Annotated in this window: 17 protein-coding genes; 7 read left to right on the top strand and 10 right to left on the bottom strand. The window is 34.5% G+C overall.

Annotated features, from left to right (window positions below; genetic code table 11):
• Nucleotides 1-183 precede the first annotated feature (183 nt).
• Both J0J35_RS04425 and J0J35_RS04430 read left to right on the top strand, forming a co-directional pair.
• The gene (locus J0J35_RS04425; RefSeq protein ID WP_019292381.1) at nucleotides 184-630 is read left to right on the top strand and encodes a DUF3290 domain-containing protein; all 447 of its coding nucleotides are present in this window, start codon (nucleotides 184-186) and stop codon (nucleotides 628-630) included.
• Between the two features lie 15 nt (nucleotides 631-645).
• Complete coding sequence (locus tag J0J35_RS04430; protein ID WP_019292382.1) at nucleotides 646-1,281, top strand: DUF421 domain-containing protein; 636 nt, start codon at nucleotides 646-648, stop codon at nucleotides 1,279-1,281.
• A 192-nt stretch (nucleotides 1,282-1,473) separates the two neighbouring features.
• Here J0J35_RS04430 and J0J35_RS04435 read toward each other — a convergent pair whose 3' ends face one another.
• From J0J35_RS04435 to J0J35_RS04445, 3 genes are all read right to left on the bottom strand, one after another.
• Nucleotides 1,474-2,196 (bottom strand): bifunctional 2-polyprenyl-6-hydroxyphenol methylase/3-demethylubiquinol 3-O-methyltransferase UbiG, encoded by a 723-nt coding sequence (locus J0J35_RS04435; RefSeq protein ID WP_206917977.1) that lies wholly within the window; start codon nucleotides 2,194-2,196, stop codon nucleotides 1,474-1,476.
• A gap of 153 nt (nucleotides 2,197-2,349) precedes the next feature.
• A complete protein-coding gene (locus J0J35_RS04440) occupies nucleotides 2,350-2,592 on the bottom strand; it encodes a GlsB/YeaQ/YmgE family stress response membrane protein (RefSeq protein WP_014024978.1) in 243 nt (80 codons plus the stop codon).
• 143 nt (nucleotides 2,593-2,735) lie between these two features.
• Nucleotides 2,736-3,674 carry a N(5)-(carboxyethyl)ornithine synthase gene (locus J0J35_RS04445; RefSeq protein WP_165719788.1) on the bottom strand — a complete coding sequence of 313 codons (939 nt, stop codon included), beginning with the start codon at nucleotides 3,672-3,674 and terminating at the stop codon, nucleotides 2,736-2,738.
• 277 nt (nucleotides 3,675-3,951) lie between these two features.
• Here J0J35_RS04445 and J0J35_RS04450 point away from each other — a divergent pair, with 277 nt between their 5' ends.
• The 5 genes from J0J35_RS04450 to J0J35_RS04470 all read left to right on the top strand — a co-directional run bounded on the left by J0J35_RS04450 (nucleotide 3,952) and on the right by J0J35_RS04470 (nucleotide 6,623).
• A complete protein-coding gene (locus J0J35_RS04450; RefSeq protein WP_004256350.1) occupies nucleotides 3,952-4,191 on the top strand; it encodes a GlsB/YeaQ/YmgE family stress response membrane protein in 240 nt (79 codons plus the stop codon).
• Nucleotides 4,192-4,224: 33 nt separating this feature from the next.
• Nucleotides 4,225-4,785: an alkaline shock response membrane anchor protein AmaP gene (amaP, locus tag J0J35_RS04455; RefSeq protein ID WP_019292385.1), complete on the top strand. Its 561-nt coding sequence runs from the start codon at nucleotides 4,225-4,227 to the stop codon at nucleotides 4,783-4,785.
• Nucleotides 4,786-4,794: 9 nt separating this feature from the next.
• Nucleotides 4,795-4,983 carry a DUF2273 domain-containing protein gene (locus J0J35_RS04460; RefSeq protein WP_014024981.1) on the top strand — a complete coding sequence of 63 codons (189 nt, stop codon included), beginning with the start codon at nucleotides 4,795-4,797 and terminating at the stop codon, nucleotides 4,981-4,983.
• A gap of 21 nt (nucleotides 4,984-5,004) precedes the next feature.
• Complete coding sequence (locus tag J0J35_RS04465) at nucleotides 5,005-5,562, top strand: Asp23/Gls24 family envelope stress response protein (RefSeq protein WP_019292386.1); 558 nt, start codon at nucleotides 5,005-5,007, stop codon at nucleotides 5,560-5,562.
• 113 nt (nucleotides 5,563-5,675) lie between these two features.
• Complete coding sequence (locus J0J35_RS04470) at nucleotides 5,676-6,623, top strand: magnesium transporter CorA family protein (protein WP_195917199.1); 948 nt, start codon at nucleotides 5,676-5,678, stop codon at nucleotides 6,621-6,623.
• A gap of 52 nt (nucleotides 6,624-6,675) precedes the next feature.
• Here J0J35_RS04470 and J0J35_RS04475 read toward each other — a convergent pair whose 3' ends face one another.
• The 7 genes from J0J35_RS04475 to rpsP form a co-directional block, all read right to left on the bottom strand.
• On the bottom strand, nucleotides 6,676-8,178 hold the full coding sequence (locus J0J35_RS04475) for a flavocytochrome c (RefSeq protein WP_206917980.1): 1,503 nt from the start codon (nucleotides 8,176-8,178) through the stop codon (nucleotides 6,676-6,678).
• A 175-nt stretch (nucleotides 8,179-8,353) separates the two neighbouring features.
• The gene (locus J0J35_RS04480) at nucleotides 8,354-9,658 is read right to left on the bottom strand and encodes a hemolysin family protein (RefSeq protein ID WP_061412907.1); all 1,305 of its coding nucleotides are present in this window, start codon (nucleotides 9,656-9,658) and stop codon (nucleotides 8,354-8,356) included.
• 143 nt (nucleotides 9,659-9,801) lie between these two features.
• Entirely contained in the window at nucleotides 9,802-10,359 is a 558-nt protein-coding gene (locus tag J0J35_RS04485; protein WP_019293592.1) for a PadR family transcriptional regulator, read from the bottom strand.
• 137 nt (nucleotides 10,360-10,496) lie between these two features.
• Nucleotides 10,497-11,030, bottom strand: a complete 534-nt coding sequence (locus tag J0J35_RS04490; RefSeq protein ID WP_117517332.1) for a phenolic acid decarboxylase — start codon at nucleotides 11,028-11,030, stop codon at nucleotides 10,497-10,499.
• A gap of 118 nt (nucleotides 11,031-11,148) precedes the next feature.
• On the bottom strand, nucleotides 11,149-11,547 hold the full coding sequence (locus J0J35_RS04495; RefSeq protein WP_019292392.1) for a Spx/MgsR family RNA polymerase-binding regulatory protein: 399 nt from the start codon (nucleotides 11,545-11,547) through the stop codon (nucleotides 11,149-11,151).
• A 197-nt stretch (nucleotides 11,548-11,744) separates the two neighbouring features.
• Nucleotides 11,745-11,984: a KH domain-containing protein gene (locus tag J0J35_RS04500; RefSeq protein WP_004256341.1), complete on the bottom strand. Its 240-nt coding sequence runs from the start codon at nucleotides 11,982-11,984 to the stop codon at nucleotides 11,745-11,747.
• A gap of 76 nt (nucleotides 11,985-12,060) precedes the next feature.
• The gene (gene rpsP, locus J0J35_RS04505) at nucleotides 12,061-12,333 is read right to left on the bottom strand and encodes a 30S ribosomal protein S16 (RefSeq protein WP_004256337.1); all 273 of its coding nucleotides are present in this window, start codon (nucleotides 12,331-12,333) and stop codon (nucleotides 12,061-12,063) included.
• Nucleotides 12,334-12,486 lie beyond the last annotated feature (153 nt).

Consider the following 12,486-nt stretch of genomic DNA (forward strand, 5'->3'; position numbering starts at 1 on the left):
AGGTAAAATTGTACCATTTTATTTAAAATTATACAAATAATTATTGTGTTTTTTATTTTAAGTTGATGAATGAAAAATATTTTATATATATATTAGTTTGTTTATGATAGTATATAATTGTGGAATTTTTTAATAATATATTGGTTATTAAGAGACAATTGCAGATAGTTTATTGGAGGTTTTATGAATTTTTATGATATTGGTTTCTTGAAAACACAAGCGGGCTTAACAGATTACCTATGGTATATTTTCATTTTTGGTTCACTCATACTACTTATCGTTGTTTTTTCGTTATATTTGAAGCATCGAATCAAGACGAAATATCGAGATCTTAGTCTCATTTTTTTCTTGTTCCTCATCCTTTCTCTTGGAATACAGTATTCAAATTATCAGGTTAATCAGTCACGGCATTCTCAATCCTCTCAAATGGTCAATTTTGTTGAGCAATTTGCAGATAATATGAAGGTTGAGCAAAAAGACATTCTGGTAAGTTCAACTCAACTTACTGATGGAATCATTGTAAAAGTAAAAGATGATTTTTACACGGTCAATCTCAATGCCGATCAGCAATCCTATACTATCACCGAAACCCATCTGCTCAATAATAAAATCAATATTATTTCTAAATAATAAGAAAGGTTAGCTATGCAATTATACAGTCCAATAATAATCAAATTTGCCCTCGGAATTGTTTGTTTAATTATCCAAATTAACATCATGGGAAAAGGTAATCTTGCACCTTCATCAGCAATGGATCAAGTTCAAAATTATGTCCTAGGTGGGATAATTGGAGGTGTCATTTATAATGATTCTATAACCGTCTTGCAATTTGTCCTTGTCTTAATCATCTGGACTCTTCTTGTACTTCTCCTAAAATTTGCTAAAGAACATAATCGTTATATTAAAGTCATCGTAGACGGAAAGCCACTTACTTTAATTCAAGATGGAAAAATAAAAGTTACGGAGTGTTTGAAAAATGGGATTTCTGCAAATGAACTTATGTTTAAGCTACGCTCTAATGGAATTTATGAAGTTCAAAATGTAAAGCGCGCAATTTTAGAGCAAAATGGTCAATTAACAATTATCGAATTTGGAGGAGAAAACATTAAATACCCGATCATTGTAGACGGACAAGCCAACTATGATGTTTTAGACATTATAAATAAAAACGAAGAGTGGCTCGAAACTAAAATCGTTGAAAACGGCTTTCATAAAATTACTGAAGTCTATCTAGGAGAATATATTTCGGGCGAATTAAAACTCTACGGCTATCATGATTAAACTCCACTCATATTAAAAAAGGATAATGAATAAATTTATTTATTTTTCTTTTCCAGTAATGTAAAACAAAAGCTCAAGAAAATAATAATTTTCTTGGGCTTTTACTTATACTTTTTTTGAATCGCGTTTAGTTTTTCTTTCGACTTAGGCATAAATCATGAATATAGTGCAAGGCATTATGCTTTATCGTCACTATTTGTCACATGGAATGTAAATCAGTTCGTAAACAACTTTGTGGTAATTTTTGCATGATTCTTGCACTCCAAAATGCTCGTTTATACGGCGTTCCAACTCCCGTTTACTGCATTCATCTTCAAAATACGCGTGGAAAAAGGCTTTTGAAATCATTTCTGTTTTTTCAAAAGTAAATTGTTGCACAAAAAATTCTTTCTTCTCTTTTTGAAGAAAGTTTTTGTAGTCTGCCATCCATTTTAACTCTGGGTTCACTTCTTGATCATAAGGAGAAAATAAGCTATCCTCATCCTTAACCAACCGGAAGATAAGGCACCACTTTTGACTGAGTTGCCACAATTCTTTTATCTTTTCAGGACGATTCAAAGCAGGATTCATTGCGGAAAAAACAACTTGAAATTTTTTATTTGTTTTAATCATCGCCTCTTGGCTAATCCTAAGGAAATCGATATGCTCTGATTTTCTTTTCTCTCTTGCCAGTTCTAACATCTTTGGTGAAATATCCGCTAAAGTATATTTCTTAACTTGGTCCTGAAATACGGACAAGTAACGCCCGCTTCCTCCTGCAATATCTAAAAGTGTTTGACAAGGTAGAATTTTCTCTTGTACAAGGAACTTTCCTAACTCTTGAGCAATCGGGAAAGGCGATTCCTGTTGTATTTCTTCATATTCTTCAGCAAAACCATCCCAAAAATAGACGAGCTCTTGTTCTTCTTCAGTCAATTTCCTTTTTCCTCCTGATATGCATTTCTTGCTTATACAAGTTATTCTTGATTTTCTTGTTAATTCTAAAGCATTTTAGAATTATTGTACTATATCTGCCTGTTTAACCATAGAAAAAAACCACCCAAAGAGTGATTTTTTATAAGAATTGTATTAATCTTTTGTTTTACCCAAGAAGAATGATACAACGGCTACCACAATAACGGCACCTATGATTGAGGGAATCAAAGCCATACCGGCCAATGAAGGACCCCAGCTTCCGAGAAGGGCTTGACCCACAGCAGAACCAACTAAACCGGCTAAGATATTAGCAATCCATCCCATAGATTTACCTTTACTTGTGATTGCTCCTGCTATCACCCCAATAATTGCACCAACAATAAGTGACCAAATCATAAAAATACCTCTTTCCTTTAAAATAATATTATAATTTCATAACAATTTCATTCTAACAAAATCATAATATTCAAGCAAACAACTTGTTTATTATTTTTAGGTAAACTTAAGCTAGAGGTTACATTGTTATATCATGTCACTAATTATTTACTCTGTTTCAGTGCTTCTTTAAAGATTTCAACATTTTCTTTAAAAATGTATTTACTCAATTGTTTACTTAGCATTGGACTAACATTACGATAAGCCATAGATGGTGTATTGGGGACACAATAGTAATAAATGCCTTTTTCTTTATAGATTGAGTCCTTCATTGTTGTGAAATGGTTCCCTTCAATAGTATTCCCCGCATCAGCTGCCGTATCTATGATGAAACTTCCTCTCTTCAGTTGTTTTTGATCCTCTAAGGATAAAATGGGGGCATTACCCGCTCCAACTTCGATACCATTGATGATAATATCGTAAGCGCTAAAAGTTTCCTTAAAAACCGGAAGTGTCCGTCGGTAGAACATTTTTACATTTGAAGAAAATTTTGAAACTGCATGAAAGGCGCCTTGTGAGACATTTCCTGAGCCAAGAACTGCTATTCTAGTGCTTTCATCTGGTAAAATGCCAAACTTAAGCAGAGCATCTAAAGTACCAGCATAACCAGCAAAAAAACTATTACGTTCCATAATACCTGATGGTATCTGTGTTTCGATGACTTTATCCTTATAATAAATAGCAGGGAAATTATTATCTAAATCAACAACAATAAGCTCTTTAGGAATGGCTTGTTCTTTCATAAAAGACTTACCAGAGCCATAAGGATGGGTCCAACCGATGATGATTTGGCCCTTTTTAATATAGTCATAGTCACTTGGCTGGATAAGTTTCAATGAAAAAATCGCTTCAGACTGTTTGAAGACTTCTTCTCTTGAAAGGATTTTACACCCTGCTTTTTCATATTCAACATCTTCAATATCTAAAAACTCTCCAAATCCAGTTTCAATCAGCAATTGATTATCAAAATCTGTAATGTCTTGTGGTAATAGTGGAACACGACGTTCTCCTGGGAAATTTGCCTTAATAAAACCTAAAATCATAATTTTCTCCTTCTTTCTATTTTTTGAGATACAAATTGTATTATTTACCAATTTTGTATCCCCTTTCATTATTCTATCACTTTTATTTTTTAAATCCTATCAATATCTTTCTGAATTTTCGAAATATTACTCCATAAGTCAGATATATGTGCAATCTAAGCTCTTATTTTTTTGGAATAATGAAAAAATAATAAACCAATCATTTGAATCCGCTTTCCAGATGTGTTAGTTTAAGAATAGAAATGTATGTCAGCACATACTAGAAAAGAGGTATTTTATGATTTGGTCACTTATTGTCGGAGCCATCATTGGCTTAATTGCAGGAGTCATCACTAAAGGAGGCTCCATGGGCTGGATTGCCAACATCTTAGCCGGTTTAGTCGGTTCTGCTGTGGGTCAAGCCCTCCTCGGAAGCTGGGGGCCTTCATTGGCCGGTATGGCTTTGATTCCCTCAATCATCGGTGCCGTTATTGTGGTGGCCGTTGTATCCTTTGTTTTATCAAAAATGAGTCATTAATTTTTTCGTTAAAGCATCTAGAAAGGAGGCCTTGTGTCATCTGGAAAGAAATTTATTCTCATCGTATTTGATCTCCTCCTACTTTCTCTTGTAGTTCCTTCAGCTTGGGATTACTACAATTTAGTGGAGTATGGCGATATGACAAGTGCTTCAAGTCAAGTCGTCTATATCGGTGAATTCATACCTGTCTATCTATTCTGGGGAAATGCTATCTTGGCTGTTATTTTAATAATTGCCTTACTCATCATCGCATTTTATCCTCGTACCTATATTGATATTGAACTACCTACTCATGGTGGAAAACTCACTTTAAAACGTTCAGCTATTGAAGGACTTGTCCGTGAGAAAGTTCTCGAAAATGACTTTCTCAAATCTCCGCGCATTAATGTTACACTCTATAAAAAGAAAATAAACATTGATGTGAAGGGGGAAATCATTCCTCGGGTCGAAATTGCTGAAAAATCACGATTGCTCGAACAAGAGATTATTGATAGCTTAAAACTTTTCTTTGGTGTAGATCAACCTGTAAAAATAAAAGTTGAAGTAAATGCATTAAATAAAGAAACAAACAATAAACGCTCTCGCGTTGTATAGGAGGTGTCAATGGATTATCTGGAAAGATATCGATATCCAATTATTGGTGGCATTATCGGTGGTATAGCTGCCATTGCCATCTTCACTATTGGTTTTTGGAAAATGGTTCTACTGTTGATATTAATTGGCTTTGGTGTAATAGCGGGCTTATTTCTACAAAAGACTGGAATCATTGAACACTTAAAAAATCGGAAATAACTTAAAAATAAGGAGAATTAAATGGTACAAGAAAACATGAAACCCTTTGGAACAATGGCCGAAACTGAGCATACTGCTTCTAAGAATCACGAAAATACTCAGGATATCAAAGGAGAATTAACTTACGAAGACAAAGTAGTCCAAAAAATTGTAGGATTAGCTTTAGAAACCGTGGATGGCTTACTGGCTGTCGAAGGTGGCTTCTTCTCTAACTTAACTGGAAAACTTGTAAATACGGATGACGTAACTTCTGGAGTTGATGTTGAAGTGGGCAAAACACAAGTTGCAGTAGATTTGAAAGTTATCACAGAATACCGTAAAAATGTTCCAGAAATTTATAACCGCATCAAGGATGTTATCCGTAAAGAAGTTGCAAACATGACAGACCTAGATGTTGTAGAAGTTAATGTAACAGTTACAGACATTAAGACAAAAGAACAACAAAAAGATGACGAAGTAACTGTCCAAGATCGTGTGGTTGACGCAGCGCAAACGACAGGAAAATTTACCTCAAAACAAGTCGATAAAGTAAAAGATAAAGTTGACGACATGACGCCTGAAAATGGGAGAGTAGAGTAAGATTTCCGCTTCTTTCTTAAAATCTAACTTCTAAGTTGGCCTCTATGATAGGGGCCTTTTGGCTATCATATCTTATTTTACTTTTGGAAGTGACTCTTTTTGGAGGAAAGTCAATGTTTAAATATAAAATCCTTAAAGCTTTAGAAGTTGCTGCTTCTAAAATAGCTCCCCTTGAAAGTGAAGAGGATAATACCTTATTTTACTTTTATCAACCTGACCGTCAATTTTTCAAACATCTAAATAATCAATATCAACAGGATCTCTCTTCTTTGTTTTATGATAAAAAAGAGGCTAACTATTTCTTTAATAAGGGAGAGAATGGAAATGGATATATCACTTTACTTCTTCTCTATCCAAGAGAGAGGGAGGAAGCTGAATTTGAGCATATGGTTGACTCTCTACTTATTTTAAAGCTTGAACATTCAGTAATGATTATTACTGAAGATAAAGAAGACTTCATCTTAGAATTCCTTAAAGACTGCCAGAAGGAATTAAAAACCGAAGAAATTTTGGTTGACTTGATTAATGCAGCTCTTGCTAAAATGACCGCAGATGCGCAAAAAATTAGGGATGAAATTATAAAACTAGAGACCTCGATTAATGATAATGGTCCTACACGCTCACTCTTCAGTCAATTACTTCAACTCAAAAAATATTTAATCAGTTTATCCCTAACCTATGATAGTGATGACAAAATAATAGAATTTTTTAAGCGTGAAAAAAATACTTTGAATTTAGACGAAAATGGACATAGCGGCATTATAAAACTTGAGGAAAATTTAGACAGTTTAAAAAAGCTTACTCAAGCCTATAATAAATATCTTGCTAGCTTAGATACAATGGTCAACAATCTAAGTTCCTTCCGTCTCAATACCATAATGAAAACTCTCACCGAAATTTCTATCGTTTTGACTATACCAACCATGATTTATGGCTTTTGGGGCATAAATCTTAAACTTCCCTTTGAAGAATTCTCCTTTGGTTTCCTATTGGTTTTGGCGATTTCGCTCGCCCTTAGTGGTGGTGTCTGGTATTGGTTGAGAAAAATAAAACTTTTATAAAAAGAAAAACATCCAACTTTAGGATGTTTTTTATTTCAAGTGAAAATATTTATTAAGCTTTTGCATATTTTGCAGATTCTTGGCCAGCTTGACGTCCAAAGATAATGATATCAGCGACTGCATTTCCTCCGATACGATTACCACCGTGCAAACCACCTGTAACTTCACCAGCGGCATATAAACCTTTTATTGGTTGACCATCTTCTTTTAGAACTTGTGTTTGTGTATTAATTTTGACACCAGCCATAGTGTGATGAATTCCTGGTGCAACTTTAATAGCATAAACCTTTCCAGAAATATCATTGGTCATCCCTGTTGTACGTCCAAATTCTGAATCCTTTTTATCGGCCACTGCTTTGTTCCATTTAGTCACTGTTGCTTTAAGTTCTTCTGGTTTTATATCAAGTTTTTTCGCAAGTTCCTCAACATTATCTGCCTCAACAACCATATTTTTAGAAATATATTGATCTACAGCTTTAACTTTATCCTTTGTTCCTTCACCAAAAATGGCATAGGCATATTTGCCATCTTGTATGAGCTCCGCTGCGGAAACTTTATCACGTGTATCCATTTCATTAAAGAAACGATTACCTTCTTTGTTTACGAGAATAGCTCCCTCACCACGAATTGACTCAGATACAAGATATCCTGTTTTTTGGAAAACAGTAGGGTGAATTTGAATTTTATCCATATCAACCAAAGCACCTCCAAGAGCGGAAATAATTTCAATCCCATCCCCAGTAGAACCAGCTGCATTAGTTGTGACATAGTCTTTCAAGTCAGGACGATATTTAGCAATCATTTTCTGATTGGCCCCAAATCCACCTGTTGTTACAACGACAGCTTTTGAGTCAACTTGTTTTGTTTCACCTTCGATTTTAACTTCGACACCTGAGACTTTTCCGTCTTTTTCATTTATTTTTGTCACATCACTATTAACAAAAACTGGAATATCACGTTTAGATATATTTTCTTCTAATCCTTTAACAAGATAAGCTCCGACAGCTGAACCATCATGTGGACGGTGTGTTCTAGAAACACTCATCCCACCTGTAGTCGTTAAATTATCAAGGACTATATCATTCTGTGCTAACCAATCTACTGCTGCTGCAGAATGATCGACAAAGTAACGAAGGAGTTCTTTATCATTTGTTCCTCCACCACCTTTAAGTGTTTCTTCATAAAATTTATCATTTGAGTCTGTAACACCTTGTGCTTTTTCGACAGATGTTTCCGAAGCGTTCAATCCAGCAGATGCTTTGGAAGTGTTTCCGCCAGCCATCGGCATTTTCTCAAGAATAACAGGATTCATTCCCGCATCCTTCGCCTCGATAGCTGCTGTCATCCCTGCACCACCAGAACCAACGATGATGACATCATAGCTTTTTTTCAAGCTTGACGGTTCTGCATAAGTCATAGTTTTGCTGGCGCCTGTTTTAGCATCAGTCTTTTCTGATGAACTAGAAGACGTACTTTTATTTTGAGCATTTCCTCCACATGCCGTTAATGAAAGGCCAACAATGGCAAGCAATCCTAATTTTGTCCAAATTTTCATAATCTCTCCTTGTGTTTGTATTCACATGAACAAATAGAATTTTACCATGTCCTATCTGGTTTGTCAAGTTTATATTAAAAAGTGTACAAAATATAAGAAATGTCTTTTTAAAATATTTATCAAAAAAAGTTCACATTTTTATGTGAACTTTTGAATATCTACAAATCATCAAAATCTAGATGATTTTTTCTACTTTAGTTATCTCTAACTCACTTGGAGTCACCCTGTCCATTTCAAGAATCCTTATCTGTAAATTATTCAAAACTTTAATACTCCCTACGTCAAATTCTTCTCTATTTTCCAGATAAGCATTAATAATATAACCACTGATAGTATTGCTTGCCGAAGGATTATCGAAATCAGTATCAAACTTATCTTCAATTTCAGATAAAGGAGTTTTCCCTTTGACATGATAAATTCCTGGTTCAACTTCGACAATATTTTCTTCTTCATGATCTTGCTCGTCTTGAATATCACCCACAAGTTCTTCCAGAATATCTTCAATCGTTACTAAACCGCTGGTTCCACCATATTCATCAGACAAAATTGCGAAATGTTTGTGTTCACTTTGCATTTGTGAAAGCAAGATTTTGACTGGGATAGTATCGATAAAGACAATGGGTTCCTGAGCAATCGTACGCACTTTTTGCATTGGCGACACAAGATACTCCTTAATAAGAGCTTGGAGAGTCACATATCCTAAGATATTGTCCTTAGATTTGCCAATGACTGGGAAACGCGTGTGTCCTTTTTCAATTGCAAACTCTAGCGCTTCTTTAATTGTTTTATCTGAAGCAATTGTTTCCATATCGAGACGAGGGACCATAATTTCTTTGGCTAATAAATCATCAAATTCAAAAACTTTGTTGAGATACTCGTATTCTTTTTCGTTAATTTCACCTTTAGCAAAGCTTTGGTTGGCTATCAAAAGGAGTTCTTCTTCCGAATGTGTTTCTTCTCCTTCTGATGCCAGACTAAGATTAAAGAGTTTCCCAATAGAGCTTGCGGAAACATTCAACAGCCAGACAAAGGGATATGTAAGCTTGTAAAAATAGTGCAAAGGTCTTACGACTGCTAAAACAACAGCTTCTGTCTTCGAAATACTGAGTGATTTCGGAATCAATTCACCAATTACGACGTGAACAAAAGTAATCAGCAAGAAAGCTAAAACAATTGAAAAGCTTTCTGCAATCGTATTAGGCAGTGGAAAATAATGAATCACAGGCGCAAGTAAGGCGTGAATTGTGCTTTCTCCAACCCAACCAATAGCCAAAGAAGTCAATGTAATCCCTAACTGACAGGCGCTCAAGTATGAATCCAAATGCTCCACAACAACAATAGCTAATTTTGCTTGTTTGTTGCCCTCAGCTGCCAGTGTTTCTAAACGACTTTTACGTATTTTCACCAAAGAAAACTCAGATGCAACAAAGAAAGCTGTAAAAGCAATCATTAATACTATTATTATAAGATTTACCGTCAATAGATTATCCCCTTTATTTTTTAATCATTCTTAAAAATTCTCTCTTCTCTATTATAGCAAAAACTTTACCGGTCCTCATTGCGACACTGCTTGTTTAATAAAAAAACACTAGAATTCTAGATGCTTTTTATTATACGCTCGTATTATCTCTGACTCTCAGACTTAACTTGACTACTTTTCACCTTTTGTAGCCAATCAAGTCGAAAGTTTTCTCTTTGGATGGCAAAATCTAAAACTAAAAAATGTCCATCTTTTTCTTTAGGATCATCTCCTCCAAAGATATGTGCTTGACGTTGCAGAAGATAATTCAGTTTTTTCTTATGTACTTCTATTTCTTCATTAATTAAGTCAATAATTCGGACATCGTCGTCATTCTTCAAAAAGTACAACCTTAACATAAATTCGTCCTTTTGAACAGCATAGAGTTCAGCAGGCGCTTGAATCCATTGGTCAAACATTTCACGCCCCTTATCTGTGATGTAGTACTTTTTTTTCTTTAATTTGGCACCAACAATTTCGACATCAAAATCGACTGCTTCAGCCTCAAAAAGTTTTCTTAAGGTCGGATAAATTTGTCCCGTATTTGCTTGCCAAAATTCGCCCACTTCGCTTTCGAAATTTTTCTTTAAATCATATCCTGTTAATGGTTCATGCTTCAACAAACCCAAAATAATATAAGACAATTTATCTTCACTGGCCATTTTATTTCTCCCTTATTCCATAATAACCCAATTTTTGAAAATTGTAAATGTAAACTCTATTATAACGGAATAATATTGAAATAAACACTCTCAGGCTATAAATGAAAAAAAGATGAATGAACTCATCTTTCTATTTCTTATTTGTTTACTTTTTGGTAGTTTTCATCAAAATACTTACCATCACGAATATCATTTGGTAAACCTTCATATGGTGCTTGGGCAATGACATCTTCGTTGTCTGTTCCAGCATTAGCAATATACGAGATTGTAGCAAATTCTGGGACTAGGTATTTTGGATAAGTTTCGTATTTTTCACGTGATTCATGCATCACATCGATAAAGTCATTTTGGAAACATACCGTAATTTCTGGATGTTCGTGTACCCATTTTGGGAAGAAAATCATACCGTGCATTTTTTCTTCATTTGGCATGAAGTCTAAAGCAACATCTGTTCCTGTTGGTTCGGTCCAAGCAACTTTATAAATACCTTCTGTAAGCATCACGATGTCAACTTCTTGTTCTTTTACCCAACGACCAGCAACCATTCCGCCATGAATACGGTAATCGATTGTTTTCTCATTTTTAATATAAATTTCGTATTCCCAACCATTGTCATAGGTATAAATCATATGTGAGCCGATAAAGTCTTTTAATGTAGAGTATTTTTTCATTTTTAGTCCTTCTTTCTATATATGTAAATTAAACATGTTTTATTTACATATATAGATTACTCCTTTATTTGAAAATTGTCAAATAAAAAAATGCCGATCTTTAAATCAGCATTTTTATTTATAATTTTCTTTTTTTAGCAAAGTCTTCAATCATAACTTTCCGTACTTCTCGAGGCAAAAATTTTCGGATATCTTCTTCGTGGTAGCCGACTTGCAAATGGCTATTGTCTATGATTAATGGCTGACGAAGTAGTAGGGGGTTATCAACGATTGCTTGAATCAGTTCTTGAATCGTTAAAGAATAAAAATCATCTTTTAAATTTTGGATGGCTTTTCCTCTACGTGTAATAATATCATCAGACCCTTCTTCCGTTAAAGAAAAGATTGCAAGAACTTCTTCTTTTGTAAGTGTATCTTTGGTGAGATTGATTTCTTGGAACTCTAAGTGATGATCCATAAGCCATTTTCTTACCTTTTGTGATGATGAGTTGGCCGCCGCCGTATATAGCTTAATCATAGTTTATCCCTCTTATTCCCATTTTCAGAACCTTTTAGCAATTTTTCAAAGTCGTATCTTTAATATACTATTCTTTTCTTATTTGTGAGTTAACTGTTCCTTAAACCAAATTTAAAATTGTCTAGTTTTTTGCCACAAATCCAAGATATTAAATAAAAAAGCACAGATTTATGACCTGCGCTCTTTTATTTAATATCTTATTGATCCACCAAAAGGCGAACTTTTTTACCCTCAACGGGCACAAAGTAAACGACTGTGCGAATTGCTTGAATGATACGTCCTTGACGGCCAATGATACGACCAATATCAGCTTCCGCTACTTCCAAATGGTACTCCATAAATTCTTCACCTTCGATAATTTCCAATGAAACAGCATCGGGTTCTGTGACCAAAGGTTTTACAATTGTCATTACAAGTTCTTTCACATCTTTTTGCATTTCTTACCTCTACTCTGACTAAAATCGTCCAAATTATTGTGAAATTGACAAAAAGCGGCTTAAGCCGCTTTTAATATTATTTGCTGAATTTTTGTTCGTGGAATTTTTTCATAACGCCAGCTTTTGAAAGGATGTTACGAACTGTATCAGATGGTTGTGCACCATTGTTAAGCCATTCCATAACGCGTTCTTCTTTCAAAGTTACTTGGTTTTCAGCTACAAGTGGGTTGTAAGTTCCAACTGTTTCGATGAAACGACCATCACGTGGTGAACGTGAATCAGCAACGTTGATACGGTAGTAAGGTTTTTTCTTTGAACCCATGCGAGTTAAACGAATTTTTACAGACATGTTATATTTCCTATTTCTATTTTTTATTACTTAACTATTATAGCATAAAATTTTTCCCTGTCAAGAAAAAAACTTGACAGCATTTTTATTACCATTCTTTCTGCTTTAGCAGATTAGAATGGCAATACGTAGGGAGCAAAGCGAGTTGTGAGC

Origin of the sequence: Lactococcus sp. LG606, assembly GCF_017309645.1 — a bacterium.
GTDB classification, from domain to species: domain Bacteria; phylum Bacillota; class Bacilli; order Lactobacillales; family Streptococcaceae; genus Lactococcus; species Lactococcus petauri.

Coding starts and splice junctions, on each gene's coding strand:
- J0J35_RS04490 (WP_117517332.1), bottom strand. CDS start 11,030: ATGAAAAAATACTCTACATTAAAAGACTTTATCGGCTCACATATGATT.
- rpsP (WP_004256337.1), bottom strand. CDS start 12,333: ATGTCTGTAAAAATTCGTTTAACTCGCATGGGTTCAAAGAAAAAACCT.
- J0J35_RS04500 (WP_004256341.1), bottom strand. CDS start 11,984: ATGCAAAAAGATGTGAAAGAACTTGTAATGACAATTGTAAAACCTTTG.
- J0J35_RS04425 (WP_019292381.1), top strand. CDS start 184: ATGAATTTTTATGATATTGGTTTCTTGAAAACACAAGCGGGCTTAACA.
- J0J35_RS04470 (WP_195917199.1), top strand. CDS start 5,676: ATGTTTAAATATAAAATCCTTAAAGCTTTAGAAGTTGCTGCTTCTAAA.
- J0J35_RS04440 (WP_014024978.1), bottom strand. CDS start 2,592: ATGATTTGGTCACTTATTGTTGGTGCAATTATTGGGGTGATAGCAGGA.
- J0J35_RS04495 (WP_019292392.1), bottom strand. CDS start 11,547: ATGATTAAGCTATATACGGCGGCGGCCAACTCATCATCACAAAAGGTA.
- J0J35_RS04445 (WP_165719788.1), bottom strand. CDS start 3,674: ATGATTTTAGGTTTTATTAAGGCAAATTTCCCAGGAGAACGTCGTGTT.
- J0J35_RS04485 (WP_019293592.1), bottom strand. CDS start 10,359: ATGGCCAGTGAAGATAAATTGTCTTATATTATTTTGGGTTTGTTGAAG.
- J0J35_RS04475 (WP_206917980.1), bottom strand. CDS start 8,178: ATGAAAATTTGGACAAAATTAGGATTGCTTGCCATTGTTGGCCTTTCA.
- J0J35_RS04460 (WP_014024981.1), top strand. CDS start 4,795: ATGGATTATCTGGAAAGATATCGATATCCAATTATTGGTGGCATTATC.
- J0J35_RS04430 (WP_019292382.1), top strand. CDS start 646: ATGCAATTATACAGTCCAATAATAATCAAATTTGCCCTCGGAATTGTT.
- J0J35_RS04450 (WP_004256350.1), top strand. CDS start 3,952: ATGATTTGGTCACTTATTGTCGGAGCCATCATTGGCTTAATTGCAGGA.
- J0J35_RS04465 (WP_019292386.1), top strand. CDS start 5,005: ATGGTACAAGAAAACATGAAACCCTTTGGAACAATGGCCGAAACTGAG.